This window comes from Lysinibacillus sp. C5.1, assembly GCF_016350185.1.
Lineage (GTDB): Bacteria > Bacillota > Bacilli > Bacillales_A > Planococcaceae > Lysinibacillus > Lysinibacillus sphaericus.
The window spans coordinates 900,937-927,421 of sequence record NZ_CP066226.1; the positions used below are offsets into that span (position 1 = coordinate 900,937).

Annotated in this window: 29 protein-coding genes; 22 read left to right on the plus strand and 7 right to left on the minus strand. The window is 37.7% G+C overall.

What is annotated here, in order from left to right; all coding sequences use genetic code 11:
* The first annotated feature begins 48 nt into the window (after nt 1-48).
* The 7 genes from cyoE to I5435_RS04130 all read left to right on the plus strand — a co-directional run bounded on the left by cyoE (nt 49) and on the right by I5435_RS04130 (nt 6,797).
* Nucleotides 49-966: a heme o synthase gene (gene cyoE / locus I5435_RS04100; protein ID WP_024362177.1), complete on the plus strand. Its 918-nt coding sequence runs from the start codon at nt 49-51 to the stop codon at nt 964-966.
* 98 nt (nt 967-1,064) lie between these two features.
* A complete protein-coding gene (gene coxB / locus I5435_RS04105; protein WP_024362176.1) occupies nt 1,065-2,153 on the plus strand; it encodes a cytochrome c oxidase subunit II in 1,089 nt (362 codons plus the stop codon).
* A gap of 39 nt (nt 2,154-2,192) precedes the next feature.
* On the plus strand, nt 2,193-4,076 hold the full coding sequence (gene ctaD / locus I5435_RS04110) for a cytochrome c oxidase subunit I (protein WP_024362175.1): 1,884 nt from the start codon (nt 2,193-2,195) through the stop codon (nt 4,074-4,076).
* Complete coding sequence (locus I5435_RS04115) at nt 4,076-4,702, plus strand: cytochrome c oxidase subunit 3 (RefSeq protein WP_024362174.1); 627 nt, start codon at nt 4,076-4,078, stop codon at nt 4,700-4,702. The genes ctaD and I5435_RS04115 overlap by 1 nt, the downstream gene beginning before the upstream one ends.
* 1 nt (nt 4,703) lies before the next feature.
* Entirely contained in the window at nt 4,704-5,048 is a 345-nt protein-coding gene (locus tag I5435_RS04120; protein WP_024362173.1) for a cytochrome C oxidase subunit IV family protein, read from the plus strand.
* A gap of 327 nt (nt 5,049-5,375) precedes the next feature.
* Nucleotides 5,376-6,302, plus strand: coding sequence for a cytochrome c oxidase assembly factor CtaG (gene ctaG / locus I5435_RS04125; RefSeq protein WP_025218742.1), 927 nt, complete (start codon nt 5,376-5,378; stop codon nt 6,300-6,302).
* A gap of 33 nt (nt 6,303-6,335) precedes the next feature.
* Nucleotides 6,336-6,797: a DUF420 domain-containing protein gene (locus tag I5435_RS04130; protein ID WP_024362171.1), complete on the plus strand. Its 462-nt coding sequence runs from the start codon at nt 6,336-6,338 to the stop codon at nt 6,795-6,797.
* Nucleotides 6,798-6,814: 17 nt separating this feature from the next.
* Here the strand turns inward: I5435_RS04130 and ytvI are convergent, their stop codons facing one another.
* On the minus strand, nt 6,815-7,879 hold the full coding sequence (gene ytvI, locus I5435_RS04135; RefSeq protein WP_080653308.1) for a sporulation integral membrane protein YtvI: 1,065 nt from the start codon (nt 7,877-7,879) through the stop codon (nt 6,815-6,817).
* 223 nt (nt 7,880-8,102) lie between these two features.
* Nucleotides 8,103-8,504: a YugN family protein gene (locus I5435_RS04140; protein ID WP_024362169.1), complete on the minus strand. Its 402-nt coding sequence runs from the start codon at nt 8,502-8,504 to the stop codon at nt 8,103-8,105.
* 148 nt (nt 8,505-8,652) lie between these two features.
* Between I5435_RS04140 and I5435_RS04145 the strand changes: the two genes are divergently transcribed.
* Together I5435_RS04145 and I5435_RS04150 are read left to right on the plus strand one after the other, a co-directional pair.
* Nucleotides 8,653-9,765 (plus strand): CAP domain-containing protein, encoded by a 1,113-nt coding sequence (locus I5435_RS04145; protein WP_337983298.1) that lies wholly within the window; start codon nt 8,653-8,655, stop codon nt 9,763-9,765.
* 214 nt (nt 9,766-9,979) lie between these two features.
* Nucleotides 9,980-11,452: a UDP-N-acetylmuramoyl-L-alanyl-D-glutamate--2,6-diaminopimelate ligase gene (locus I5435_RS04150; protein WP_337983299.1), complete on the plus strand. Its 1,473-nt coding sequence runs from the start codon at nt 9,980-9,982 to the stop codon at nt 11,450-11,452.
* Here the strand turns inward: I5435_RS04150 and I5435_RS04155 are convergent.
* Nucleotides 11,430-11,933 carry a PaaI family thioesterase gene (locus tag I5435_RS04155; RefSeq protein WP_337983300.1) on the minus strand — a complete coding sequence of 168 codons (504 nt, stop codon included), beginning with the start codon at nt 11,931-11,933 and terminating at the stop codon, nt 11,430-11,432. The two genes, I5435_RS04150 and I5435_RS04155, sit on opposite strands and share 23 nt — an antisense overlap.
* Before the next feature lie 86 nt (nt 11,934-12,019).
* Here I5435_RS04155 and I5435_RS04160 point away from each other — a divergent pair, with 86 nt between their 5' ends.
* A complete protein-coding gene (locus I5435_RS04160; RefSeq protein WP_024362165.1) occupies nt 12,020-12,466 on the plus strand; it encodes a YlbF/YmcA family competence regulator in 447 nt (148 codons plus the stop codon).
* A gap of 284 nt (nt 12,467-12,750) precedes the next feature.
* On the plus strand, nt 12,751-13,803 hold the full coding sequence (locus tag I5435_RS04165; RefSeq protein WP_229388708.1) for a tartrate dehydrogenase: 1,053 nt from the start codon (nt 12,751-12,753) through the stop codon (nt 13,801-13,803).
* Nucleotides 13,804-14,083: 280 nt separating this feature from the next.
* Here I5435_RS04165 and I5435_RS04170 read toward each other — a convergent pair whose 3' ends face one another.
* Nucleotides 14,084-14,989, minus strand: a complete 906-nt coding sequence (locus tag I5435_RS04170) for a glycerophosphodiester phosphodiesterase family protein (protein ID WP_337983301.1) — start codon at nt 14,987-14,989, stop codon at nt 14,084-14,086.
* Nucleotides 14,990-15,214: 225 nt separating this feature from the next.
* Here I5435_RS04170 and I5435_RS04175 point away from each other — a divergent pair, with 225 nt between their 5' ends.
* Nucleotides 15,215-15,487 (plus strand): YlbG family protein, encoded by a 273-nt coding sequence (locus I5435_RS04175; RefSeq protein ID WP_024362162.1) that lies wholly within the window; start codon nt 15,215-15,217, stop codon nt 15,485-15,487.
* A gap of 2 nt (nt 15,488-15,489) precedes the next feature.
* Here the strand turns inward: I5435_RS04175 and I5435_RS04180 are convergent, their stop codons facing one another.
* Nucleotides 15,490-15,879, minus strand: a complete 390-nt coding sequence (locus I5435_RS04180; RefSeq protein WP_024362161.1) for a DUF7147 family protein — start codon at nt 15,877-15,879, stop codon at nt 15,490-15,492.
* Between the two features lie 56 nt (nt 15,880-15,935).
* Here I5435_RS04180 and I5435_RS04185 point away from each other — a divergent pair, with 56 nt between their 5' ends.
* The 3 genes from I5435_RS04185 to coaD all read left to right on the plus strand — a co-directional run bounded on the left by I5435_RS04185 (nt 15,936) and on the right by coaD (nt 18,492).
* Nucleotides 15,936-17,360 carry an RNA polymerase II gene (locus I5435_RS04185; RefSeq protein ID WP_337983302.1) on the plus strand — a complete coding sequence of 475 codons (1,425 nt, stop codon included), beginning with the start codon at nt 15,936-15,938 and terminating at the stop codon, nt 17,358-17,360.
* Nucleotides 17,361-17,435: 75 nt separating this feature from the next.
* A complete protein-coding gene (gene rsmD, locus I5435_RS04190; protein WP_337983303.1) occupies nt 17,436-18,002 on the plus strand; it encodes a 16S rRNA (guanine(966)-N(2))-methyltransferase RsmD in 567 nt (188 codons plus the stop codon).
* Complete coding sequence (coaD, locus tag I5435_RS04195) at nt 17,950-18,492, plus strand: pantetheine-phosphate adenylyltransferase (RefSeq protein ID WP_052599454.1); 543 nt, start codon at nt 17,950-17,952, stop codon at nt 18,490-18,492. The genes rsmD and coaD overlap by 53 nt, the downstream gene beginning before the upstream one ends.
* Nucleotides 18,493-18,608: 116 nt before the next feature.
* Here the strand turns inward: coaD and I5435_RS04200 are convergent, their stop codons facing one another.
* Nucleotides 18,609-19,586, minus strand: a complete 978-nt coding sequence (locus I5435_RS04200) for a hypothetical protein (RefSeq protein WP_024362157.1) — start codon at nt 19,584-19,586, stop codon at nt 18,609-18,611.
* A gap of 41 nt (nt 19,587-19,627) precedes the next feature.
* Here I5435_RS04200 and I5435_RS04205 point away from each other — a divergent pair, with 41 nt between their 5' ends.
* Complete coding sequence (locus I5435_RS04205; protein ID WP_024362156.1) at nt 19,628-20,674, plus strand: SepM family pheromone-processing serine protease; 1,047 nt, start codon at nt 19,628-19,630, stop codon at nt 20,672-20,674.
* Nucleotides 20,675-21,011: 337 nt separating this feature from the next.
* Here the strand turns inward: I5435_RS04205 and I5435_RS04210 are convergent, their stop codons facing one another.
* Nucleotides 21,012-22,223 carry a nucleotidyltransferase gene (locus tag I5435_RS04210; protein ID WP_024362155.1) on the minus strand — a complete coding sequence of 404 codons (1,212 nt, stop codon included), beginning with the start codon at nt 22,221-22,223 and terminating at the stop codon, nt 21,012-21,014.
* 258 nt (nt 22,224-22,481) lie between these two features.
* Here I5435_RS04210 and I5435_RS04215 point away from each other — a divergent pair, with 258 nt between their 5' ends.
* The 6 genes from I5435_RS04215 (at nt 22,482) to I5435_RS04240 (ending at nt 26,418) form a co-directional block, all read left to right on the plus strand.
* Nucleotides 22,482-23,015: a YceD family protein gene (locus tag I5435_RS04215; protein ID WP_024362154.1), complete on the plus strand. Its 534-nt coding sequence runs from the start codon at nt 22,482-22,484 to the stop codon at nt 23,013-23,015.
* Nucleotides 23,016-23,039: 24 nt separating this feature from the next.
* Nucleotides 23,040-23,213, plus strand: a complete 174-nt coding sequence (gene rpmF / locus I5435_RS04220; RefSeq protein WP_010858320.1) for a 50S ribosomal protein L32 — start codon at nt 23,040-23,042, stop codon at nt 23,211-23,213.
* A 279-nt stretch (nt 23,214-23,492) separates the two neighbouring features.
* Complete coding sequence (locus I5435_RS04225) at nt 23,493-24,260, plus strand: enoyl-CoA hydratase/isomerase family protein (protein WP_024362153.1); 768 nt, start codon at nt 23,493-23,495, stop codon at nt 24,258-24,260.
* Nucleotides 24,261-24,370: 110 nt separating this feature from the next.
* Nucleotides 24,371-24,748: a transcriptional regulator gene (locus I5435_RS04230; RefSeq protein WP_024362152.1), complete on the plus strand. Its 378-nt coding sequence runs from the start codon at nt 24,371-24,373 to the stop codon at nt 24,746-24,748.
* Nucleotides 24,749-25,123: 375 nt separating this feature from the next.
* Nucleotides 25,124-26,026: a ketopantoate reductase family protein gene (locus I5435_RS04235; protein ID WP_337983304.1), complete on the plus strand. Its 903-nt coding sequence runs from the start codon at nt 25,124-25,126 to the stop codon at nt 26,024-26,026.
* Nucleotides 26,023-26,418: a DUF3397 domain-containing protein gene (locus I5435_RS04240; protein WP_024362150.1), complete on the plus strand. Its 396-nt coding sequence runs from the start codon at nt 26,023-26,025 to the stop codon at nt 26,416-26,418. The genes I5435_RS04235 and I5435_RS04240 overlap by 4 nt, the downstream gene beginning before the upstream one ends.
* Nucleotides 26,419-26,485 lie beyond the last annotated feature (67 nt).

A 26,485-nucleotide genomic window follows, 5' to 3' on the forward strand; every position in this document is an offset into this window, starting at 1 on the left:
TAGTTATTGTTAGCGGAATATGCTTACAAAAATGAAAGGAGAGGTAACATGTCAAACGGTCGTACGTTATCGGCTACTAGAAACACTGATCCAGAATCAACATCTGTTGTAAAAGATTTCTTAGCTCTGATAAAAATTGGAATCGTTAACTCGAATCTTGTCACAACGTTTACAGGGATGTGGCTGGCATTTCAGTTTACTGGTAGACATTTCTTGCAAGAGCTTAATGTCATCGTTTGTATCATGCTGGGTGCGGCATTAATTATTGGCGGTTCTGGTGCAATGAATAATTTCATTGACCGAGATATTGATCCCATTATGAAACGAACGAAGTCAAGACCGACAGTTACAGGTAGATTTAAGCCGAATTTTGTATTGACCATTGCCCTCTCATTTTTAATTGTAGGTGAAATTTTGTTATTTACGGCATCATTTGCAGCCGGCATGTGGGGACTAGTAGGAATATTCGCTTATGTTGTTCTGTATTCAATGTGGTCAAAAAGAAAGCATGTTAGTAACACGATAGTCGGAAGTATTTCGGGGGCGATTCCACCTGTAATTGGATTTGCAGCTGTTGAACCTGCACTCGGCCCAGGAGCACTTGCTCTCTTTCTTATTATGTTTGCATGGCAACCACCGCATTTTTATGCGCTTGCTATGAAACGTACTGAAGAATATCGTGCAGCTAATATTCCAATGCTACCAGTAGTGAAAGGTTTTAAACGAACGAAGTACTCAATGTTTTTCTGGATTCTTTTATTATTCCCGTTACCGTTCCTATTACCTGAGCTTGGAATTGGATTTTTAGTGCTTGCGACTACTTTGAACTTAGGCTGGTTAATACTAGCTTTAAAGGGCTTTACCACAAAAGATGATATGAAATGGGCAAATAAAATGTTTATTTACTCATTGAATCATATGACGATCTTATTTGTGGCAATTATAATATTTGCGGTGTTCAGCTAAATTTAGGGATTCTTTCTTTCACAAGAATTCATATAGACAGAACCAATGTCCTAGGTACACATGAAAATACAACAAAGAAAGAGGGGTTTAATTAAGCTATGATGAAAGGGCTTAAAAAGTGGCGTCTTTTTTCACTTCTAGCAGTGATGATGGTTTTCCTTTCAGGTTGTGGTGAAGATTATATTTCTGCACTGAAACCATCTGGTCAAGTAGGTAAAGAACAATTCAACCTATTATTGTTGGCTACTGGAATTATGACGTTAGTTATAGTTGTAGTATCTGTTATCTATTTACTTGCATTCTTAAAGTTCCGCCGTTCAAAAGTAGGCGAAAATGTTATTCCTAAGCAAGTAGAAGGTAGTCACACACTTGAAGTAATTTGGACAGTTATTCCTATTATTTTATTATTAATCTTATCTGTACCGGTTGTTACAGCTACTTATAAATTTGCAGATGTTGCTGCAATGGACGAAGTAGATGAAGCAGGTAACAAAACGGCTCTAACAGTAAACGTAACTGCAAAATTATACTGGTGGGAGTTCGAATATCCTAACCAAGGGATTGTAACAGCTCAAGAATTAGTTGTACCAACAGGTCAAAAAGTTTACTTTAACTTAAAAGCTGCTGATGTTAAGCACTCATTCTGGATTCCCGCGATTGGCGGTAAAATGGATACGAACGTAGAAAACTTAAACAAATTCTACTTAGTATTTGATAAAGAATCAGCAGATCTTAAAGATGGCGTATTCTATGGTAAATGTGCTGAGCTATGTGGCCCTTCACACGCACTAATGGACTTTAAAGTAAAAACAGTTAGCCCAGAAGCATTCGATGCTTGGGTAGCAAACATGAAAGCAACTGAAGGACAAACTGCTTCTAAAGATTCAACTGATTTAGGTGAAGCAACATTTGCTAACAGCTGTTTAGCTTGTCACGCTGTATCTGGCGTAGGCGGTACTGGTGGCGTTGGTCCTAACTTAACTACATTCGGTGACCGTAACCGAGTTGCAGGTTTCTTAGACCATAATGAAGAAAGCTTAAAAGCATGGATTAAAAATCCAGGAGAATTCAAACCAGGTAACTTAATGATGAATCCTGAAGGTACTGCACCAGTTTATGGTGATTTAACTGATGAAGAAATTCAAGCTCTTGCAACTTACATCATGGGCTTATCAGTAGAGAAATAATTTTTGTTTATGTAACAAACTTTGAGGGAGGTAAAAGTTGTGAGCTCATATACACAGAAAAAGGGCTTTGGAGCAGCTGTCTGGGATTACATTACAACTGTTGACCATAAAAAGTTAGCTGTAATGTATTTATTAGCCGGTACGTTGTTCTTCGCTATCGCTGGTTTTGAAGCGTTATTAATGCGTATTCAGTTAATGAAACCAAATAACGATTTCGTGTCAGCTGGTTTTTTCAATGAATTATTAACGATGCACGGAACAACAATGTTATTCCTTGCTGCGACTCCATTACTATTCGCATTTATGAACATGCTTGTACCATTACAAATTGGTGCACGTGACGTTGCATTCCCGTTCCTTAACTCGTTAGGGTTCTGGTTGTTCTTCCTAGGTGCTGTATTCCTTCACCTGTCATTCTTTATGGGTGGCGCTCCTGATGCGGGCTGGACATCTTATGCATCATTATCTTTATATTCTCCAGGTCATGGTATTGACTTCTATGTACTTGGTTTACAAATTTCAGGGGCAGGTACGTTAATTTCAGGTCTTAACTTTATCGTTACGATTATTACAATGCGTGCTCCAGGTATGACATTTATGCGTATGCCATTATTCACTTGGACTACATTAGTAGCAAGTGCATTAATCTTATTCGCATTCCCTCCATTAACAATTGGTTTATTAATGATGTTAGTTGACCGTATGTTCGGTGGTAACTTCTTTGACCATACAATGGGTGGTAACACAGTAATTTGGGAACACTTATTCTGGATCTTCGGACATCCAGAAGTATATATTTTAGTATTACCAGCTTTCGGTTTATTCTCGGAAATTATCCCAGCATTCTCTCGTAAGCGTCTATTCGGATACTCTTCAATGGTATTCGCAACAATTTTAATTGGTTTCCTAGGCTTCATGGTTTGGGCTCACCACATGTTCACAACTGGTCTTGGGCCAACTGCGAACGCAATCTTCGCTGTTGCAACAATGGCAATCGCCGTTCCAACAGGTATGAAAGTATTCAACTGGATCTTAACTATTTGGGGCGGATCTATTAAAGTTACGACACCAATGCTATATGCACTTGGTTTCATCCCGTCATTCGTTGCGGGTGGTGTTACTGGGGTAATGCAAGCATCTGCTCCACTTGACTACCAATTACACGATTCTTACTTTATCGTTGCTCACTTCCACTACGTAATCGTTGGTGGTATCGTTACGGCTTTATTCGGTTCAGCGCACTTCTACTGGCCAATTTTCTTCAACCGTATGTTAAACGAAGCGCTTGGTAAATTGACTTTCTGGGTATTCTTTATCGGATTCCATTTAACATTCTTCGTGCAACACTTCTTAGGTTTAATGGGTATGCCACGTCGCGTATTCACTTACATGGAAGGTCAAGGTTGGGATCAGTTCAACTATATTTCTACAATCGGTGCATTGATGATGGGCGTAGGGGTTATCTTAATGGTAATCAACTGCTTAATGTCTATCAAAGGTAAACCAGCAGGTCGCGATCCATGGGGCGACGGTCGTACTTTAGAATGGTCAATTCCACAACCAATTCCATTCTACAACTTCCGTCAAACACCACTTGTTCGTGGTCTAGATCCATGGTGGATTGAAAAGCAAGAAGGAAATAAAGAAGTAACATTTGCTGAGCCAATTGGTGATATTCATATGCCAAACAACTCTGCAATTCCATTCGTTATTTCTTTAGGTTTATTTATCGCAGCATTCGGTGCTCTTTATAATGCAGATGCTGATAAATCATGGTCAATTTATGTGTTAATTATCGGTCTTGCTATTACATTTGGTGCAATGATTGTCCGTTCTGTTAAAGACGATCACGGTTTCCACCTACACAAAGAAGACATTCTTGAAATTGAAGAACAACTTTACGGTAAAGGAGGAAATAAATAATGGATTACAATACTAAATTTACTCCTCATACTTGGCCAGACCATCCTGAACAAGCAACGATGGAAGGTAAAAATAAAATCGTTGGATTCTGGATTTTCCTTGCCTGTGAAGTTGTACTTTTCGCAAGTTTATTTGCTACTTATTTAGCACTTAAGAACAAAGGGCCAGCTGGCATGGAGTTCACAACACAAGGTTTATTTGAATTACCGTTAGCATTTGCTATGACGATGTTATTATTAACATCTTCACTAACTTCAGTTTATGCAATTTACCATATGCGTAATTTTAATTACAAAGGTATGCAAACTTGGTTAGCAATCACTTTACTTTTAGGTCTTGGCTTCCTTGCCCTAGAAATTTATGAGTTCCAACACTATGTGCATCTTGGTTTCACATTTGACCAATCTGCATTCGCAACTGCGTTCTATACGCTAGTAGGTACACACGGTTTCCACGTATCTTTAGGGTTAGTTTGGATTACAACTTTACTTATCCGTAACGCTAAACGTGGTCTTAACTTGTATAATGCACCTAAGTTCTTCGTGGCTGCCTTATACTGGCACTTTATTGACGTAGTTTGGGTATTTATCTTTACAGCAGTATACTTGATGGGAGTGATCGGATAATATGTCATCACATGATACACCTGTAGTTGCTAAGTCTCAAGCTCAATTTGAATATGATCGTCATCATAATGCCGTTCATATGCGTAAACAAGTAATCAACTTTGCGATTATGATTTTCTTAACATTTATCGCATTCGCTGTTGTTGCAGCTGGTTTTTCTAAATACTTTATAGCGCCATTTGTACTATTGCTTGCAAGCGTTCAAGTTGTCCTACAACTTTATGCTTTCATGCACTTAGAAGACAAAAAAACACACTTCGGTGGTGTGATTGCATTCTTTATGTGGATGGGAATATTAATCGCATTTACGTTCTTCTTAGCATTTTTAACAATTATTTGGTGGTAATCACCAAAAATGAGCATGTTCTCTGCAATTTGCAGAGACGTGCTTTTTTCGTTTATAAACAGAAATTGATCGCTTGTAAATTGTTCACCGTTCGTTCATTGCAGTATAGCTGTAAGCGTTTTATAATGGGAGTACTGAAGTTTTGATTACGTCTCGGTATAAATAGGTCTTTATTTATAGTGTCTGCTTTTTAAATCTAGGACATGTGCCAGAGGCTTAACTTTGTTTGTAGAAGTTTGTTTCCAAAATAAGTAGAATGTTTTAGCGTGCATTACACTTTAGGTGTTAGCAATGTATGCTGAAATAAGGTAAAGGAGCGCTAATAGTATGCCACTTAGTATATTTGGTTTCCAAGCTTTATGGAGCCCGTATTTAATAGGGGTTCTCGTTTTTATAACAGCAATCTATTTTTTAGTGACAACGAAATGGCGTAAAGATTTTAAAGTCAGTGAGCCGCTGAAAAAAGGTGAAGCGATTTATTTCGTATTGGCAATGATTACGATTTATATTATAAAAGGCTCTCCAATAGATGTTATGGCTCATATCATGTTTACGATGCATATGGTGCAAATGGCTATTCTTTTATTACTTGTACCAATTTTCCTTATTAAGGGTATTCCATGGTGGGTATGGAAAGTTGCGATTGAAGCGCCAGTTGTCAAATCATTATTTAAAGTGTTAACATTACCAGTGGTTGCGATATTTGTTTTTATTGGTCTATTTTCTTTCTATCATTTACCGTCAGTTTTAGACTACATTAAATTAAACGAGACGTTACATGGTACATATACTTTTGTATTATTTGTTTCTGCTGTGTTAATGTACTGGCCTTTAATTCAAAAAATGCCAAATAGCTCTGAAATGAAACCTTTGCATAAATTGGCTTACATTATTGCCAATGCGGTTTTAATTACACCTGCGTGTGCATTAATTATTTTCGCACCGAATGCGATGTATGAAACGTATACGAGTGGTGAAGCGTGGTTAAAGGCAATGGAGTTATGTGTGCCGGCCTCCACTTTATCTAGCTTGTCATTATCTGGACCAGAGCTATTTACAGATATGAAGCCTGTGGCGGATCAGCAACTTGGTGGAGTGCTTATGAAAATATTGCAAGAAATTATTTTTGGTGTATTAATCGGGGCTATCTTTACAAAATGGTATCGTTCTGAGCAAAAAGATCCTGATAAAATTACTGCCGATGCATTAAAAGCACACCAACAGAAATGGGAAAGAGAACAACATCAGCTTTAATAAGAAATTTATATTGTATAAGGGGTTTTGTGAATGGAATTGCAAATTTTGCCTACTATAAGTACATCATTTATCGTGATAAGTGCAGTACTTGTAGCAATTGGTTGGGGCTTAATTATAAAGGGAAAAGTAGAAGCGCATAAAAAAGTTATGTTAGCTGCTGGTGTTGCTGCACTTTGCTTCTTTATCATCTATGCTTCACGTACGATCTTTATTGGTAATACAGCGTTTGGTGGCGGTGAGGATTTAAAACCTTATTATACATTCTTTCTAATTTTCCACATTACTTTAGCAACTACTGGGGCAGTGTTTGGGATTGTTAGTATTATTTCAGGGTTAAAAATGAACATTAAGCTTCACAAACGCATTGGACCAATTACTAGTATTATTTGGTTTTTTGTAGCAGTCACAGGTGTAATGGTATACATGTTGTTATATATACTATTTGAACCAGGTGAAACAACGTCTGTTATTAAAGCAATTTTAGGATTTTAACGCAAAAATCTCCCTCCTTACTCTTTTGTAGGTGGGAGATTTTTTATAGAAGGCTGATTGAATAAAGATAGTGCTACGACAACTAGTAAAGGACCGATTAAAATACCGAGAAAACCAAATATTTTAAAGCCGACAAACATTGCGATAAAGGTGGAAAGTGATGAAAGCCCGATCTTGTCTCCAATAATTTTTGGTTCAATCATGCGTCGTATTAAGAAAAGAATGACTGTCAGCGCAATTAAGGCAATAGCAAAGACATAGTCACCTGTAAAAGCTTTGTAAATTGCCCAAGGTACTAGCAAAATAAACGAGTCTAAAAAGGGGATAATATCTAATACGACAAGTAAAAGTGCTAATATGAATGGAAAAGGTGTTTTTAACAAGTAAAATGCGATTAAGGCTACTGCAAAAATGCAAACACCCACGAGTAATTGTGCCTTCACAAAGCCGAATAATGCCACTTTCACTCGTTCCCCAATAAAGAGTATTTTTTGTTGGTAATGAAAGGGGATAGGAGTCAGAAGTTTTCGATTAATTGCAGGTAAATCTAAAAGCAACATATATAACACAATCCAATAAACGAAAATATCAAACAATTGATTTGGGATATGTGTCAGTATTGATGACCAAACATTTATATTTGTTAATGAAAGGGCAAATTTTTCAATGGAAGAAAGTGCTCGTGCTATCATGAATTGAATTTGTGTTACGAGATCTAAAGGTAAATGATACGTATAGTTAGCTAGTTTAGATTGAATTTGAATCCAGAGCGCTGATAATTGGTTAAGGTAATCTGGAATATGAATAATAATCGATGAAAATTGTTTCCAGCTTATAAAGCCTACCAAAATACATAGTAATAGCGTTATGCAAAAAAATAATAACCAAAAAATGGAGACGATGATTTTTCGTTTTTTTCGAAAGCGTTTGCTCATTCGGATAATGAGAGGTTCTAATAATAATGCGGTTACATAGGCAAGAAGTATGGGAAAAGATAAGGATAAAAACCAAAGTATAATCAATCCTAAAGCGATAACGATTATTGGATGACGAAAAAAAGGTTGTTTAAGAAATTGTATCAAGAATCTCACCTACATCATTTGAAAGATATTGTTAGTATGAGAAGAAAAAATTTTTTTACTCAAAATAAAAAAGACTGGACCACCAGTCTTTTCTTGATACATATCTATTTGTTATGACAATCTCGCATTTTTAAAAGATTGTTGTCGCTTCGAGGCAACTCTATCGTTAATAAGATGCAAGTGGTGAAGGCATTGGCTTTCACAAGAATGTCGTCAGCGCTAATTATGCGTTAACAGGCTCCAATGCTTTTTTATTAGAAGGAGATTCAATTGCGAATGCTTCTAAGTCTAATCTTACTTTGTTTAAGATTTCGTCACATTTTTTGACAAGGTGAGCTGGGAAAACTTCATCTGCACCATACTCAACGCCATGTGGATAGTAGTATTTACCAAGAACTGGTTTCATTAATGTTAGAACTGCATCGTGTGCTCCAACATCACCAGATTGCGCATAGGCGAATACGCGTAGGTAGTAACGACCTTCACGAGTATCAAAACGACGGTCAAAAGTCATTCGTTCGTAATCCCAAGCACCGTCACATTCTAAACCATTTTTTTTCATAATGTTTTCAATCAGTTCTTGGTCAGCTGTTAAATTTTCAAGGTTAGTGTTCTCAAAATACATCTAATAATCCTCCTTTAGCTTTTTATACAAAGTATACGCTCATTTTTATAATAGAGCATATTCGACATTGTTGCAATGACAACATTGTGTCAACACGTTTACAATTGATATAATAACTTACAATAATGGTGAAGAAAAGGAGTCGTGTATGAAAGCTTTATTTCGCATTTTAATTGCCTGTGCAACAATTGCGTTTATCGGCTTTATGTTCTTTAATACTGCAAAAGAAAATGAGCCACTCGAAGGACCAAATGCCAATTCGAATATTATTCCAAAAACAGAGCTGGAGCAGCCAGATGTAGGTGCGATGTCCCGTCCGCAAAGTGGTATGTCGACATTCATTGGACAAGGAACTCAGATGATTGTAGAACAATACGGTGAACCAGCAAGAAAAGAACCTTCGTCATTTGGTTACGAATGGTGGGTTTATAACACAAGTGTGTCAACATTTTTTATGCTAGGTGTGCAAAATAATATCGTGACACAAGTATACATAGCCGGAGATAAGTTGGATGCTTCACCTTTTAAAATTGGTCAGAAGCGCGACGATATTTACCGAATGACAATTATTGACTATGAAGTAGCAGCGAATGTAGGAGAAAATATTTTCATTTTTTCTATGAGTGAAGAAGATATGCAGACAAGATTACTCGTTAAATTTGACGGGCTTTTTGCACAGCTTTATGTTGATAGCGAAACAGGTGAGCTACAAGGCGTTCGCTTTACAGATAGTGAGACGTTAGTACTACATCAGCCTTATGAAATGATTTATCAAGGTGAGCTTGTGAGTCCAACACCTCCATCCTCCTTTTTACAACAGGAAATTAATGAAGCAAGTGCTAGACAGCTTGATGATTTAATTAACGTCACGCGAGCTCATCACCATTTAGCGCCATTGGAACGTGATGAAAAATTAGAAGAAGTGGCAAAACTACACAGTGAAGATATGAAGGTACAAAATTTTTCTGGTCATGAATCACCAACGAATGGCGATTTAAAGAAACGTTTAGATGCACAGGGTATTGTTTTTAATAATGCGAATGAAAATCTAGCGACTGCGTACTTCGATGCTATTGAAGCAATGCATGGTTGGAAAAATTCACCAGAACATCGCAAAGTCATTTTAAATGATAAATATACGGTAGTAGGGTCAGGTGTCTTTTTAAATTACTATACCCAAATTTTTATGGAACCTACAAAGCAAAAGGATGACAGTGAGAAAGATGCAAGCGAAGAATCGTTTGAGAATTCGGATGAATAAGGTGCCAGTCACTCACACAATTTTAGAGAATGTCTTGATTACCTCTAGACATTCTTTTTTTGTGCTTAACACTTTCAAATTGAATGGTTTTTCTTTTTCGTCTAGGTTATGGCGTGCAAGATTGCACCGTTTTTGGCACTTGGAGCCACCTGCATTTTTCGTCACACCGTTATAAAGGCCGTCATATGATAGAGAACTGAAAGGAGGAGAGACCTTGCAATTAGCTGAGCTATTGAAAGATTGGCCATGTAGTGTAACCGGTGGATCCATTCGTACAATAATTACTGGTGTTGAGGATTATGCACAGGCGGTGAAGCCTGGAGATATCTTTATTGTACGGAAAGGGAAAAGGACATCGGGCAGTCGTTTTGTCAAAGAAGCACTGGCAAGGGGTGCGGCGGCCGTTGTATCCGAGGAAAGTATTGCCATACCATTTAACGATCAAAATATCCCGTTTGTGTGGGTGCCCAATACGGCATTGTTTTTATCTTATGCAAGTGCAAAACTGGCCGCTTTTCCGGCAGAGGCATTATCAGTTATCGCCATTACAGGAACAAATGGAAAAACGACAGTGAGCCATTTTGTGAGCCAATTACTAGAAGCTGTACATAAAAATGTAGCAGTTATTGGAACAGTGGGCTTCTTTATTAATGGACAAAAACAACAAACTGAATATGAGCAATTAACAACACTGCAAGCAAAAGAGCTACATCCCATATTAAAACAATGTGTACGACAAGGTGTGACACACGTTGTGTTAGAAGCATCCTCAATGGGTTTGCAACAGCATCGATTAGATCATTGTGATATTGACTGTGGTGTATTTTTAAATTTATCAGAGGATCATTTAGAAGACCATGGGGGACTTGAAGCATATAAGCGTGCCAAAAAGAGGCTAGCAGATTTATCGAAAAAATTAGTGTTAAATGGCGATGATAATTTCTGTCGTTCCGTTGGTATTTACGATAAGAAAAAATCATGCTCATTCGGTTTTGACAATCACAATGATTTACATATCCAAATTGTGAGTGAATCCGTTGGAAAAACAGTTATCTGTCTGCAAACGACAGCAAGTGAGCACATCATCGCTATCCCCTTTGTTGGTAAATATCATGTGCAAAATGCAGTAGCTGCACTAATGGCGGTGTGGCGTCTAGGTTTCTCCATTGATGAACTTGCTGAGCATATGTGGGCGCTAAAGCTTCCGGAGGGTAGACTTGAGCGAATTGATAACCCGCTTGGTATTGATGTATATGTAGACTACGCACATACAGCAGAAGCATTGCAGGCTGTACTACAAACTTTCGATAGTAAGAAGACCATTTATCTTGTATTTAGTTGTGGCGGTAATAGAGATAAGGCAAAACGATTTGCCATGGGGGCTGTGGCAAGTAAGTATGCAGATGTAATTTTTTTAACGTCTGATAATCCGCGTGATGAGGACCCGATAGTCATTAATGAAAGTATTATTGCAGGTTTCTCTGAACAGCAATACTATGAAATTTTTTTGGATCGTAAAGTAGCGATACATCAGGCATTGGCAAAAGCACAAAAAGGGGATATTGTTCTTGTTGCCGGAAAAGGGCATGAACAAACGCAGCAAATAAAAAATCAAAAATTCCCTTTTTCCGACCAACAATGTATTAAAGATTATTTTTCAGAAGTTAAGACGGACGGCGCTGAATAACGAAGAAAGTAGCGGTAGCAATCGCCAGTTTACGCCCTGTCTCATCCTCGATATCACATTCCATAACTAGCGTTTGTCGCCCTTTATGAACAAAACGTCCTCGTGCGATTAACTCTTTATTGGTCGTGGTTGCTATATACGAAATGTTTAGATTAGTAGTCACAACATTAAAGCCTTCTGCAACAGAACGTGAAGCTAATCCTCCCATTGCTGCATCAGCGATTGTTGCAATAATGCCTCCATGTGGGACTTTAATAGTATTATGAATAACGGGCGTAATAGGTATTCGTACTTCACTCACTTCGGGTTTAAAGTTGCCTACCATATGTAAAGCGGCATTTATATAACGTCGATGTATGCCTTGTTTTTTATCGCGAATGCCATTGAGCAAGTGTAGCAATACTTCCTCATCCTCCGCTGTACTATGTTGTAAAATAGTAGCGAGTAATTCTTCAATTTGCCCTTTAGATGATGTACCCAATTATAAAACTCCTTTATTTAGAAATATCAATAATGTAAAATTACCATAAAATCTGTTATGATGGGAAATAGATTGGGGGAATTAAAATGATGATGACCTCTGAATGGGCAATCATTTTGGATGAGGCCGATGCGCTTTGTGAAATGATTCTTTCCTCTGAACCTGCGCATACGCTAAAGCTCGCGTATAATGCTGTCTATAGTGATACGCAATTAGTCGAAGCTATTTATGCATTTGGTCGCATGAAGGAGCAATACGAAGATGTACAACGTTTCGGAAAATATCATCCGGATTATCATACAATTATGAAATCGATTCGTCAGCAAAAGCGAGCACTCGATTTAAATGAAAAGATTTCAGCATTAAAGTTAGCTGAAAATGATTTTCAAGATTTGCTTGATGAAATAAGCTTGCTTATTGGTAAAACCGTATCGGAAGCAGTGAAAGTACCAGTTAGCAATCCGTTCTTTGCATCGAATTCTTCATGTGGAAGCGGTTGTGGCACAGGTGGCTCATGTTCTTGTTCAGCATAATTAAGCAGTGCGAATTAACATTGCTTCATGTCTAGACACAATACCTCTCGAGGTGTTGTGTCTTTTTTTGTGAAAATTTATAAAAGAATCCTTCTTTTTAGGAGGGAGGAGCAAATCATCTTATTTGTATATGATATTGGTTGATTGGGGCGCATGGAACGTAAAGCAACATGTTTTATTTCTATAAGTTCAAAAAGTACATCAAAGCGACATCGCGCTATTTTTTTTGCAAGAAAAATTATATAGTAAGTGTGTAAGTAAAGTTGGAAAAAGGGGTCAATGAAATGAAAATATATCGAATTGCTGTGATACCAGGAGATGGTATAGGGAAAGAAGTAGTGCCTGCCGCAATAGAAGTTTTAGATAAAATTGCACAATTAGATGGAAGCTTTAAATTTGAATGGACAACATTTCCTTGGGGGTGTGACTATTACTTAGAGACAGGTAAAATGATGCCTGATAATGGTATTGAAATATTACGAGGCTATGACCAAATTTTTTTAGGTGCAGTGGGCATGCCTGATTTAGTACCAGATCATATATCTTTGTGGGGCTTGCTGATTAAAATTCGTCGTGAAATGAAGCAGTCCATTAATGTCCGTCCAGCAAAGCTTTTACAGGGCTTACCATCGCCGTTGCGTAATCCAAATAACTTTGACTTTGTTGTTGTCCGTGAAAATTCAGAAGGGGAATATTCTGAGAGTGGTGGTCGTATGCATAGTGGGCAGGATGAAATCGCCATTCAAAATGCAATTTTTACGCGAAAAGGAACGGAACGGGCTATGCGATATGCCTTTGAAATGGCTAAAACACGTCGCCAGCATGTAACGAGTGCGACAAAATCGAATGGATTAACATACAGCATGCCTTTTTGGGATGATGTTTTTGCGGAAGTTGCAAAAGATTATACAACGATAGGACATACGACTAATCATATTGATGCATTAGCTGCCTTTTTAGTCATGAAACCAGAAAACTTTGATGTAATCGTTGCGTCCAATTTATTTGGTGATATTTTAACAGATTTAGGTGGCGCTATTATGGGGAGTATTGGCATTGCCCCGGCGGCTAACTTAAATATTGAACGCGACTATCCTTCGATGTTTGAACCGGTTCATGGGTCTGCACCTGATATTGCTGGAAAAGGAATTGCCAACCCACTTGGGCAAATATGGACAGGTAAAATGATGCTTGATTTTTTAGGCTATCAAGAACTCGGCAGTAAGGTGTTAAATGCAATGGAAGCTACTTTAGCTCAAGGCATAAAAACGGGAGATTTAGGAGGAACGGCTACAATGAGAGAGGTAACGGATGCAATTTTAAATCAGTTATCATAAGCGTAACTAAAAAAATTTAAGGAACAGAGGAAAGGTGTTCATAAATTTTTGCTATATGGAGAACTTAGCTATCTAGTTGTTGGTAACGGAGGCGGTGAATCCTGCTCAGAACGCACACAGCGTAAGACGCTGGCATTTTGCGCGTTAGCGAGGATTGCAGCTTACTGTGCTGAGCGGAAAGCACAGTCGAAGCGGACAACAACGGCGCAGCAAAAAAGGTGTTAGATTGACTGCCATCAATCTAACACCTTTTCTCTTTTGTCCCAGACTCTTTTTGTCTTTAGTCATGTTGTACTAGTAATTCAACTGCGATATCAGGGCGATCGGTAATAATACCTTTTGCGCCGTTATGGATTAATTTATTCATAGTCACTAAATCGTTAATTGTCCAATAATGAACTGGAATATTTAAGTTGTTTAAAAACTGAATAAACTTTGGTGAATCGAGTGACACGACACCTGACTTTGGAGGAATTTGGAATACATCTACTTTGGGATGATATAAATGTCCGAATTGACTTGAGAATGAAGCGAATGCTTTACGAACATCAGACTCACCTGCGCCAAGTGCGACTTGATTTTGTGCATATAAATTAAAACGGTCAATCTGTTCACCATAAAAGCTAGTGACAACAACTCGATTCTCTACGCCTAATTCTTCTATTAATCTCCATAGTTTTGAAGGCATTAAACTACCTTCATACGTATCTGGTGCATCTTTAATATCAATATTGATTAACATATTTGGATAGCTTTCTAGCAGTTCACGTAGTGTAACAACGTCAACTTTTGCATCCCGATAAGGATATTCGCCTGCTAAATTCTCGAACTGATAACCATGATTTAATGCGTTTATTTCTTCTAATGTCATTTCTGATACTGCACCATAACCTTCAGTTGTACGCTCTACGGTAGCATCATGGAAGACGATAATTTCTTCGTCTTTTGTTAAGCGAATGTCTATTTCAAAGCCGTCTACACCTAGTTGTGCCGATTTTTCAAAAGCAAGCATTGTATGCTCGGGTTCTAAATGTGCTCCGCCGCGATGTGCCAAAATAATCGGGCGATCAAATTGTAATGCTTGTTTCCCTTCACGCTGTTGAGGTTTAGAAATAGCTTTACTACCTGCCCAAGCAGCTGCGCTGGCTGCTGCTATTGCAATAGCTATCTTCGTTTTCTTACCCATATTCGTCCTCCTTAACAATCAAATTAATATAAAAGGTGCTGGCGAATTCACTTGCAATGTTTTAGCTAAAGCACTTTTATCTAGCATGAGAGAATGTAAATCTGTCGATAAACGCGCTATGCTTTTCCATTATAACGGAAAAATGAGCGTTCTGTCAGCTAAACTCTGTTGCTATCATTTTCCGGTCTATGGTATGCTTTTATGTAAGAAATGAGGGAAAACTATATGAACGAACGACAAGGGCTAATCGTTTACGTCCATCAATTAAAACATGCGAAATCACTTCGAAAATATGGTCATGTTCATTACATTTCTCGTAAGCAAAAATATGTAGTACTGTATTGCGATCGAGAGGACATTGAAATGATGACAATAAAATTACAACGCCTTCCATTTGTGAAAGACGTTGTGGAATCTTATCGTCCCTTCGTTAAAACTGAGTTCGAAAATGCAAAGCCGGATAAAGCGAAGGAATATGACTATAAAACGGGCCTATAACATTAATTTAATGCTGGGATATAGTGATGTAGTCTCATTATTCCAATTAAGTATTGATAAAATAGTTTTGGCTCCGAAAATATAGATGAGTGCTTTATTTCTACAACAACCGCTTTTCGACCCAGTTGTTCAATACTTTCTTCGAACATGATTTGACGCTTTGAAGGCTTGTCCTCTTGAAATGGAATTCCTTCGCGACAAATATAAATCGGCATGAATTTACTTTCTCCGACTGGTTTTAAAGCAATAGCTAAAGAAGCAACCTTTTTATCTTCTTTTGTAGACGTTAGTATAAAGGCTTGGTGAAAGCGACCTTGATTTGTTTTAATAATTTCAAGTAGTTCATAAACATCGCCATAGCCTTCTCCTAATTCTATAAACTGTTGTGGCATATATATTGCACATCCTTTCCAATACACATAGTATCATGCTGCGGGAGGTCAAGCACATGAAATTTGCAATGAGTTTCTTTACAATTTTAGTATTAGTCGTTACAGGTGTGTTGTTTTTCCAATATCAGGCATATTCTTCTGATTTAGAATCAGGAAACGGTGGTCCATTCCACTATTCTCAAGAAATTGAGATTGTGTATCGTGAAAATAGTCTTGATATTCGTCATCATTTTAAAAATTTACCAAATCAAAAGGTGAAAATTAAATGGCCGGACGATGCAACAAACCCAACATGTTTTATCGAGAATGAAAATAGTTGTAAACGTTTATCAGAGGAAGCATCCTATTTTGCTAAAGGCGAAACAAAATCACAATCTGTTTCATACATAATCCCTATTGAGGGCGGACTGAAAGACAAAATGCTTCTTCAAAATGTATTTGCTACTTTAACGAATGGAGAAGTATCTTATTCTGTCATTCATATTTCAACAGATAGTAAAACTGTTGGTCAATGGATTACAGGTTTACCTTTAGTAGGTCAGCAACAATTATCACTTGTTAACTATACGATGTTTAGTGGAAACGGTGCAGTGAGTGATATTTATTGGCAGGCTGGTAATTTAAAGGCACAAGAACAGACGCCTGTTTTAACAATTTATGCACAGCAGGCAATTTCAAACGATTTCTTAAAATCACTTGAAAATATCAAGTTTTTAAATGATGAGCACATAGCGATTATTCAAGAGAAAAATCCTGTTGCCCAACATGATGAACGTTTATTATTTTTACCGACGCTAACACCTCAAGCGGTGGAGCAGGAAGTGATTCTTTCGCAAATTCAATCGCAATATACATTTGAAAATTCACCGGCATGGTTAGCGGAAGTTGTGGCATCCTATTTAGTGAAGGATTCAATTGGCTCAGATAAGTCAAAAGCAATTGTGAAGACATTAAAAGAGTACATGACGTCAGATCAACAGGTGGCATGGAAAGATGCGATGCACAATCTTGGACAAGAGCCGATATCGCCGGTTTCAATGGACAAGCTATTATCAACAATATTGAATGCAAAAACTTCGTATTTCCAATTGAATGCAAGCCAAGAAAATGGTACGTATCCATTATTATTGGAAGATGAGCGTAGTATTTATGTAGATGGCACAATTAAAAAAGATGTTCATGTTATTTTATATGAGGGTCAAGTATTATACAGTGCTGATACATTGCTACCATACCTAGGTTATACAGCTAGTGAAGGGAAAAACGGCTATTATGTAAATAGTGATAATCGAACATTCCGTTTCCCAAAAGAATCTGGATTTTACGTGTTCAATCAACGTAGATATTCCACAATCTCTGATCCAATTATAAAAATTGTGGATCATTATTATGTAGAAGAAGCTTGGTTACAACGTCTATTTTTAGTAGAACTACAAAAAAGTGATGGTCGTATTCAAGTGTTAACACAAGAACAAGAATAATTTTTTGCAGCGGAGGATGTCTTTCGCTGCAAAAATGCTTTCTATATGTAGCAGAAAGTACGGTGAATTACATCTATGAGAGTAGTAGCAGGAGAACGCAAAGGAATGCCCCTAAAGGCTGTTGCGGGGAGTACAACAAGACCTACAACAGACAAGGTAAAAGAATCCATCTTTAATATAATCGGTCCCTTTTTTGATGGAGGGACAGCACTCGATTTATTTGCTGGAAGTGGCGGTTTAGGAATTGAATCGCTTAGTCGAGGTGTAGAACATGCTGTCTTCATTGAAAAAGACGTAAAAGCCTATCAGGTATTACAGGAAAATATCAAGAAGTGTCGTTATGAAGATTGTTCAGAGCTTTTTCGCATTGATGCAAAGCGTGCTGTGAAAGCGCTGTTAAAGCGTGATATTACATTTAATATTGTATTTTTAGATCCGCCTTATCATCATAAAGAATACTATGATTTAGTACAGGTGCTTGTCGAGCATGATAAAGTACAACGCAATGGTATTATTTTATGTGAACATGCAAAAGAGGTAGAATTGCCTTCTAGCTTTGGTGCTTTTCTATTACAGAGACAAGAAACATATGGCGGAACGATTATTTCGGTTTATCGTTGTGCTGGGGAAGAGGGAGAGTAGGTTGGAGAAAGTTGCTGTTGTTCCTGGAAGTTTTGATCCTGTTACATTTGGTCATTTAGATATTATCAAGCGTGCTGCAGATGTTTTTGATGTGGTTTATGTGGCAGTGTTAAACAATTCATCCAAGCATCCATTATTTTCTGTAGATGAACGGATGTCATTAATGGCGGAAGTTACAAAGGACTTGCCAAATGTCAGAATTGAGAGTTCATCTGGTCTTCTGATTGACTATGCAAAAGAAAAGAATGCGAAAGCCATTGTTCGTGGATTACGAGCAGTTTCGGATTTTGAATACGAAATGCAAATTACTTCGATGAACCGTTTTCTAGATGAAACGATTGAAACATTTTTTATTATGACAAAAAATCAATATTCGTTCTTAAGCTCTAGCATTGTTAAAGAGGTAGCGAAATACGGAAGCGATGTCCGTGAGTTGGTTCCAGCTTGTGTTGAACGAGCTTTAAAGGAAAAATATGGTTTTGCTAAATAATCTGTAGACTATAGACGGACTTGAAAAAATTCGAGTCCATTCTATAGTCTTTTTTATATACAACCATTTTACGCGGCTTAAGCAAGGAAAATTCAGAATTGTTTGGGTGACTGGCACTATAGTAAGAAAAAAGCAGCATAAATTGTTGGCACAATGATTATGCTAAGAAGGCGAAATTTGATGTAAGGTCTGACAGAAAGTTTGGCTGATTTTGCAATAACAAAAATTTGTAAATGAATACTTATGCTTTGCATTGTCAACATTATGACAACGAGTAATGATAAATACGGGAAATCAGAAAACTCAGTAACCGTCATTTTTAATCCGTTTGTTACTTCAAGAATCGCGGCGATAGCAAGCTCAACTGTTTGTGGAATAGCAGGTAACATTTTATCTAATCCTTGTTGTAATATGGTTTGAATGGTTGTGAAAAAAATGATGGTTGTGCCAACTAATAGAATGGTTGGTGCCGTTTCTTTTATGCTCTCTGAAAATGGGGCTGTATATAAGACGGTATTGTGTACAGAAATGGTAGGAGGGTCGGTTTTACGAAATAAAAAATAACCAACTACTAAGCAACAAATATTAAAACTATGTAGTAAACATAAAAACAGCCAACCAAACGTATTACTGTTTAATAAATCAAGGCTGACAAAACCTAGTACGAAAAGAGGGCTTGGGGCATGACAAACGGCAAGTAAAAAGTTCGCCTCTTTTAAGTGTAATTGTCCACTATTTTTTAAATAGACAATAGTTGTGGCTCCTGTCGGGTATCCACCAAGTGCGCTAATAAGATAGGCTTGTACGTATAGAGAAATTCGTTTTGTTTTTGCACGCATAGGAGCGGTTAAACGAAGTAACCATTGCGTTAAAATAAGATAAGGCAATAAATAAGGGAATAACGCCTCCATAAAAAGATTTAATCCTAAATCGGTACCACTATGAGCAGTTTGTGGGAACAACAAGAGTAATAGGATAAGAAGTATGCAGAGCGCTATTTGAATTGTCGCAAACATGATATCATCTCGTTTCAACTTTTTGTCATTCACATAGGCAAATGCTAAAATCAATATATGTAAAAAAGGCAAAAACATGAACTAATAGTTTTGCGTGCGTCTTAGGAGGTGTCCATTCGATGAAGAAAAAAATTGGTCTTTATGCAGTGTTTTTAGTCGCGCTTTGTTTTTTTATGTTATACCGACTAGACGCGTATATTATGAAGCCTGGAAGTGCATACGATGTTAGTAAATTTGTCACTGTCGCCAATAATCATTCTGATGAGGCGGGTTCGATGAGTTTAATGACAGTTGCTATGCAACAAGCTACACCGTTTTCGTATCTCTGGGCGAAAACACAAAAATATGAAAAAATAATGGATATTAAACAAGTAAGAAATCCATTAGAGGATGACGAGGAATATAATGTTCGTCAACTGAAATTAATGTCAGATTCTCAATTCAATGCAAAATATGTAGCTTTTCAAAGAGCGGGCCTAGAGGCGAAAATACATTTCAATGGTGTATTTGTATTAAATGTTTTAGATGGTGGCGCTTCAGATGGATTATTAAAAGCTGGGGATGAAATAACGAAAGTGGATGGTATCGAAATTACGAATCAACAAATGCTTGTGGAGCTTTTATCCAAAAAACAACTCGGCGATAAAGTGACGATTCAGTTTTTACGCGATAAAAAGGAACAACAAGAAACCATTGCCTTGAAAGAAATTCCGCAAGCAGAGGAAAAGCGAGCTGGGTTAGGGATTACTTATGCGGAGAGTAAATCGATTGAAACTAATCCAAATGTTACGATGAAAACCGAAGATATTGGCGGACCTTCCGCGGGGCTTATGTTTACACTAGAAATATTAAATCAATTAATCGATGAGGATTTAACAAAAGGCTATGCTGTGGCTGGAACTGGTGAAATGTTAATCGATGGTTCTGTTGGGCGTATTGGTGGTATTGACTACAAAATTATTGCAGCCGATCGTGACGGTATGGAAATATTTTTTGCACCTGATGATGAGATTACACCTGAAATGAAAGCGAAATATCCTGAGTTAGAATCGAACTATGCGACGGCTGTCAAAACGGCTAAAGAAATTGGGACGAAAATGAAAATTGTCCCTGTGAAAACAGTCGATGATGCGATTGCTTATTTAAAACAGCTAGCACCAAAATAATGTGATATTTTAACTTGTCAAACTGAAAAAGTGTTAGATTGCTGACAATCAATCTAACACTTTTTACTATGTTGTCGATGTCCGCAACGACGATGCTATCAGCTTGGCATAGGATAACCGTAACTATCGCTGTTGCGTCTAATATTATGTGCTGTTCTCGCAGAAGTCATTGTCTTAAGCTATCAGCAACTAGGGCGCGCGCATTAAAGGGCATTAGCGTAATAATGACAGATGCCCTTATTATTATATAAAAAGTGATACTCCAGCCCCTTCCAAGGAGCTTAAGGCGTCCTCTCCCACGGTAGTAGCTATCAATATTGATAAGTTAGGCCGCTCGTTAAAATCGAATCGGCGGCATTTGATAATCTTTTGGTAATGTAGCCTGCTGTGCGCCAAGTTCAATACTAGAACTATAAACTTCAGCAGCATGTATATCTACTGCTAGCATCGCATCATTCGTAGAGGCAACTCGGCTTATTAAAGGCAATGTGAAATCCTTTTTATGTACGCCTAAGTAAGCTTGCCCTTTTGTACTCATACCGAGTAAGCGAATTGTTGAAGGCGCTTGAAAGCTTTTTAGCTGCTCTTTTGTAAAACCAGTATAAATATGTGTTAGCATGCGTTGTAGACGTGTCCATGTATAGCGTTTAGATTTAATTTTCTCCATAAAACTACTAAAGGAGTTACTTGTTTTAGCTGCTTTTAGTAGCGCATGTTCAATACCTTCTGTAACTTCTGCATAGCGTGTTAACTCGCTTGCACTATGTCTTATAAGGGTAAACTGTAAGAGCGGCCAAAAAGCCTCCCAACTAGCGAATTTCTTGTATTGTAAAATCCAATCTTGTAAATAATGAAAAGATGCATCCGGCAGTACTTCTTGCACACTTTGTAAAGATCCTGTCGAAGCGAGCGCTTTGCGAATTCCAGTTGCGCTTGCTATCGATGCCCCTTCCTGTAGTGCATCGTGATATCCTGCTGCTATACGAGGAATGGTTAAAGGCTTAATTTTGCTCCCTAACATCATAGCTGCTTCAATATAATGGAATCCGAGTATGTTGTTCGGTTGTGCTAAATCAATGTATGGTGCAGGGAACTTTTGAGAAAGCTGTTCATAGGCGTAATGTAAGCTTTTAGGATAGCTAACACCTGTTTGCACACTTTCTTTAATAAGCGAGTTGTATTCAGTACGGTGTTGCGAAATTAACTGATAGGTGTTCAAAAAGGGCTGAATGGAACCATCTTCACTACCAAAGGCAAATGCATCACAGCGGATTGCCGACAATAATGAAATCGCCCCCTTTGCGAAATCAGTTGCAGGTGCGGTACTATAGACATACGGTAGCTCAATAACAATATCCACACCGCTAGCGAGTGCCATTTTTGTACGTGTCCATTTATCTACCATGGCAGGTTCACCGCGCTGCAAAAATGTCCCGCTCATCACAGCGATTGCTATATCCGCTTGCGCTACTTTTTTTGCCTGTTCCAAATGATAAGCATGTCCATTATGAAAAGGATTGTATTCAACAACAATGCCGACTGCTTTCACATGTAAAACCTCCTTTATTTATATTTTTCTCGCATCTTGATTTTGACCAGTCAAGATGCTACAAATAGTGTTACAGTGCCTCTATCTGAAATTTTGCTTATAGCTACTGATGATTTACTGTCGGTTACGACAAGAGGCTAAATACAAATTAGATGTACTTAATTATAGGTGGGTTTTCGAGTGGTGACAAGAAATTATCTTGACATCTATTTTTACACATTATATAATCAACAGTGTTGTCTCGAGGTGATTAAACGAATGAAATGGTCAATTCATCAATTATCTAAATACCGTCAAGACGGAATGCCGATCGATACCTATGTCCAATTGGATGAGGTGATGGAGCGAAACCAGGATATTCGAGCAATTTCGCCCGTTCATGTAAAAGGGCTATGTACATTCGGTGCATCGCAAATGACTTGTCAGCTAACTGTGACAGCAACGTTAACACTACCTTGTGCTCGCACATGGGAAGATGTTGAGTTTCCTATCGAAGTTGAGACAGTTGAAATATTCAGCTGGATTGACGAAGAAAAAAGAGGGGAAGATGACGGTGATATTCACTATCTTGATGGTGAAGTAATCGACATGAAGCCAGTTATTGAGGAGCTAGTGCTTCTTGAGGTACCATTGCAAGTATTCAAAGAGAATACCGAAGGACAAGTGCAAGGTGGTAAAAATTGGTCTTACGCAACAGATGAAGACGTGGCGCTTCACAAAAAAACTGACGAACCAAAAGTGGATCCAAGACTAGCTGCTTTAGCTAAGTATTTTGATCAAACAGACGAATAGACGATCTGTAAGGAGGTGCCATCAATGGCTGTACCATTTAGAAGAACTTCTAAAACTGCAAAAAGAAAGCGTCGTACGCATTTCAAACTATCTGTACCTGGTATGGTAGCTTGCCCAAACTGTGGTGAAGCAAAATTATCACACCGTGTTTGCAAAGCTTGCGGACAATACAAAGGTAAAGAAGTAGTAAGCAAATAATACAGTGTTTGCTCACTTAAAAGGCTAGTAAAGAGACCATGGCTCTTTACTAGCCTTTTTGTTTGCTTGAAATAACAGAATTTTTCATAAATATTTTAAATTTATATAGTGCTATAACAATAGTGTGATACAATTTATTTAGCTTGCTTCAGTGAGGTTTCGAACGATTGCTGAATAAGTGATAAGGTATTAGCAAACGTTATACATTTTCAGAGGGTCTTTTCAAGTGGGCTCCGATTTAGCCGACGTATAATTGATGGGGACAAAGGGGGAACTATAGTGGCTTATAGTATTGATAATCAAGATGGGATCATGACATTTACCATAAACCGTGAAGAAAAGCGTAATGCTGTGAATGATGAGGTAATGAATGGTCTTCGAGAAGTAATTACATATATACAAAATCATGACGATGTGCGTTTTTTAGTCGTGACAGGAGCGGGGGAAAAATCTTTTTGTTCAGGAGGGGATTTATCAGAATTTCATTCTCTTGAAACTGAAGATGAAGCCTTTGGAATGTTAAGTAAGATGGGGGAAATCTTATATGATCTTGCTACATTACCAGTACCGACGATAGCACTGATTAATGGGACTGCTGTAGGCGGTGGCTGCGAGATTGCCACTGCTTGTGATTTTCGTTTAGTGGCTAGCCATGCTAAATGTGGCTTTATTCAAGGGACATTAGCAATTACAAGTGGCTGGGGTGGTGGAACCTACTTATTTGAACGAGGTTTACGCCATGACCGCGCAATGAAGATGCTAGTGGATGCAAAGCCATATCCGGCTGATTTACTATATGAGATTGGTTGGGCAATGCGTGTATTTGAAGGATCGAAGGAACTTGCTTTGAATGAGTTTATTGAACATATGCGCAAAATACATCCTTCCGTGCACAAAGCGTATAAAGAAATTGAACTTCGTAAATGGCGAGAGCGTAATATGTATGAGCGCGTTATGGAGGAAGTTCGCACATGTGCAAAATTATGGGAAAGTGAAGCGCATCACGAGGCAGTTAATAATTTTCTAACAAAAAAGAACAGTAAGTAGTGTATAGTGGCAGTGATTAGCTCGAAACATAATCACTGTCTTTTTTCGTCCTGTGATTCTATTTTGCCTGGTAACGCATATAGTAGTAAAAAATGTGAGGGTGATAGATTATGGAACTGAAAAAAAGAAAAGATCAATGGACAAAGGAAGACGATGAAAGATTAGCAGAAATTGTCTTGCATAATGTGCAAAACGGTAAAACGCAGTTAGAGGCATTTGAAATGGCTGCTAATGAGCTTGGACGTACAAAACAAGCATGTGGTTTTCGTTGGAATAAAACATTACGTGGGCAATATAGTCAATCGCTTTTAGCTGTTCGCAATCAACCTCAACAATCTATGCGAAGCCATTTAAAATTAGCGTTAACGAGTTTTGATGAATTAACGGAAGCTTATCAAAATCTTGAAATTAAACATCGTGAATTACAAAACGAGCATGAAAAGCTAGTGAAATGGTTACAGCAAGGTTATTCGTTAATGAAAGATTAACATTTTGAAAGAAAAATGCCTATTAGTAGAGATGGCTGATTAGCGACAGTGCTTATAAGAAAATGAAGCTAAAGAAATCAAGGTGTAAACGCAAATGTTGACTATATGTTTACCTTCATTGTATGAAAACAACCATTATTGTATCGTAATTACCAACCAATCTTGTATAATAGAAACACCTGCAAAGGAGGTGTCTCAGAGGTATTTCTGAGGCACCTCCTTCTATAGCGTAAGGCAAAGTAATGATTGTGTTATGATAGGACGAGTGTAGTAAATGTTGGAAAAGTGTTGATTGGCTTTGTCAATTTAGGCTGTTTAAAAGTTTGCTTTTACTGTTAGATAGCCTCTTTTCATTAAGTGGAGGTGGCGAACATTGTGAATGTAGTAGTTATTGGAGCTGGAGCAGTAGGCCAGCTAATGGCTAGTTTCCTGGCAGAAGCTCATATGCACGTAACGTTAGTGGTGAGAAGACAGGAACAAGCACATGAACTTCAATTAAAGCGCTTAACGAGGGTTCAGTTAGATGGAACGCAGACAGTGCATCAAATTGCTTCTACAGTAGAGTTGAAGACGATATCGAAACCCGATTTGATTATAATAGCAGTTAAATATCGGCAACTACAAAATATTTATAAACAATTATTGGATGTTCCAAAGGAAGTGCCATTGCTATTTGTGCAAAATGGTTTAGCGCATTTCGATGAAGCTTTACGTTTACCGCAGCAAACGATAGCCTTTTGCTCGGTTTCTTTTGGTGCCCAAATAATTAATTTTACTACAGTCCAGCATAGAGGGATGGGTCTGTGTAAAATAGGGATAGCGCGTGGGAACGATGGAATATTTCATCAGTTACTACAGATGCAAAATCCTTTATGCCCAATAGAAATGGTTGAAAATGCCGAACAAATGCTTTTTGAAAAAGCTGTATTGAACTGTCTGATTAATCCATTAACGGCTATATTGCAAATAAAGAACGGTGAGTTATTAACAAATAAGCATGCGTTCTTTTTAATGCATACCATATATCAAGAGTTAGCAGAGGCCTTTGTAGACATGCAACAGACAATTCCATTTTCAGCAGTAATAACTTTGTGTGAAAAAACAGGGAAGAATACATCCTCGATGCTAGCTGATCGCATGCAGGGTAGAAAAAGCGAAGTTGACACGATTGTAGGGGCAGTTTTACAAAAAGCTTCAGCAAACGGTTATTCTTTACCTACTTTGCGAACTTTATATCACCAAGTTCTAGCGATGGAAGAGAGCGGTGAACAATATTGAAAGATATTTTACATATAGTCATAAGTGTTATTATTTTTTGTCCAATTCTGTTATTTGTAATTGTCTATGCTGTTAGTCGAAAGGTTAATATTAGAGGCACTCATGCATTTGGTGCCGCATCAGATGTCACGACGTTTTGGCTGTTTTTTTCTGTGCCATTGGCAATTGGTGCGCTGTGGGGAGTGAATGTGGGAGCTCTTTTAGTCATGCTAGCAATTGTGCTAGCGATTGTTTTTACATATGTTGATTGGCGTACGAAAAAGGAAATTGAAGTGAGGCCGCTATTGCGAAAAATTTGGCGTTTTTTATTTTTAGTACTTAGTACAGCGTATCTTTTAATTTGTCTAGTCGGTATGATTCAATCTGTTGTAGAATATTTACAATCTGTATAAGCATTTTCTTTTCATGTTGAAGACAGAAGGGGTAAAATAATAGCATTAAAAAATGTTTACAAGGAAT

Coding starts and splice junctions, on each gene's coding strand:
- I5435_RS04180 (WP_024362161.1), bottom strand. CDS start 15,879: ATGCCACAACAGTTTATAGAATTAGGAGAAGGCTATGGCGATGTTTAT.
- I5435_RS04115 (WP_024362174.1), top strand. CDS start 4,076: ATGGATTACAATACTAAATTTACTCCTCATACTTGGCCAGACCATCCT.
- rpmF (WP_010858320.1), top strand. CDS start 23,040: ATGGCTGTACCATTTAGAAGAACTTCTAAAACTGCAAAAAGAAAGCGT.
- ctaG (WP_025218742.1), top strand. CDS start 5,376: ATGCCACTTAGTATATTTGGTTTCCAAGCTTTATGGAGCCCGTATTTA.
- I5435_RS04170 (WP_337983301.1), bottom strand. CDS start 14,989: ATGGGTAAGAAAACGAAGATAGCTATTGCAATAGCAGCAGCCAGCGCA.
- I5435_RS04120 (WP_024362173.1), top strand. CDS start 4,704: ATGTCATCACATGATACACCTGTAGTTGCTAAGTCTCAAGCTCAATTT.
- rsmD (WP_337983303.1), top strand. CDS start 17,436: ATGAGAGTAGTAGCAGGAGAACGCAAAGGAATGCCCCTAAAGGCTGTT.
- I5435_RS04140 (WP_024362169.1), bottom strand. CDS start 8,504: ATGTATTTTGAGAACACTAACCTTGAAAATTTAACAGCTGACCAAGAA.
- coxB (WP_024362176.1), top strand. CDS start 1,065: ATGATGAAAGGGCTTAAAAAGTGGCGTCTTTTTTCACTTCTAGCAGTG.
- I5435_RS04175 (WP_024362162.1), top strand. CDS start 15,215: ATGAACGAACGACAAGGGCTAATCGTTTACGTCCATCAATTAAAACAT.
- I5435_RS04130 (WP_024362171.1), top strand. CDS start 6,336: ATGGAATTGCAAATTTTGCCTACTATAAGTACATCATTTATCGTGATA.
- I5435_RS04200 (WP_024362157.1), bottom strand. CDS start 19,586: ATGTTTTTGCCTTTTTTACATATATTGATTTTAGCATTTGCCTATGTG.
- I5435_RS04165 (WP_229388708.1), top strand. CDS start 12,751: ATGAAAATATATCGAATTGCTGTGATACCAGGAGATGGTATAGGGAAA.
- I5435_RS04230 (WP_024362152.1), top strand. CDS start 24,371: ATGGAACTGAAAAAAAGAAAAGATCAATGGACAAAGGAAGACGATGAA.
- I5435_RS04215 (WP_024362154.1), top strand. CDS start 22,482: ATGAAATGGTCAATTCATCAATTATCTAAATACCGTCAAGACGGAATG.
- I5435_RS04185 (WP_337983302.1), top strand. CDS start 15,936: ATGAAATTTGCAATGAGTTTCTTTACAATTTTAGTATTAGTCGTTACA.
- I5435_RS04160 (WP_024362165.1), top strand. CDS start 12,020: ATGATGATGACCTCTGAATGGGCAATCATTTTGGATGAGGCCGATGCG.
- cyoE (WP_024362177.1), top strand. CDS start 49: ATGTCAAACGGTCGTACGTTATCGGCTACTAGAAACACTGATCCAGAA.
- I5435_RS04145 (WP_337983298.1), top strand. CDS start 8,653: ATGAAAGCTTTATTTCGCATTTTAATTGCCTGTGCAACAATTGCGTTT.
- coaD (WP_052599454.1), top strand. CDS start 17,950: ATGGCGGAACGATTATTTCGGTTTATCGTTGTGCTGGGGAAGAGGGAG.
- I5435_RS04205 (WP_024362156.1), top strand. CDS start 19,628: ATGAAGAAAAAAATTGGTCTTTATGCAGTGTTTTTAGTCGCGCTTTGT.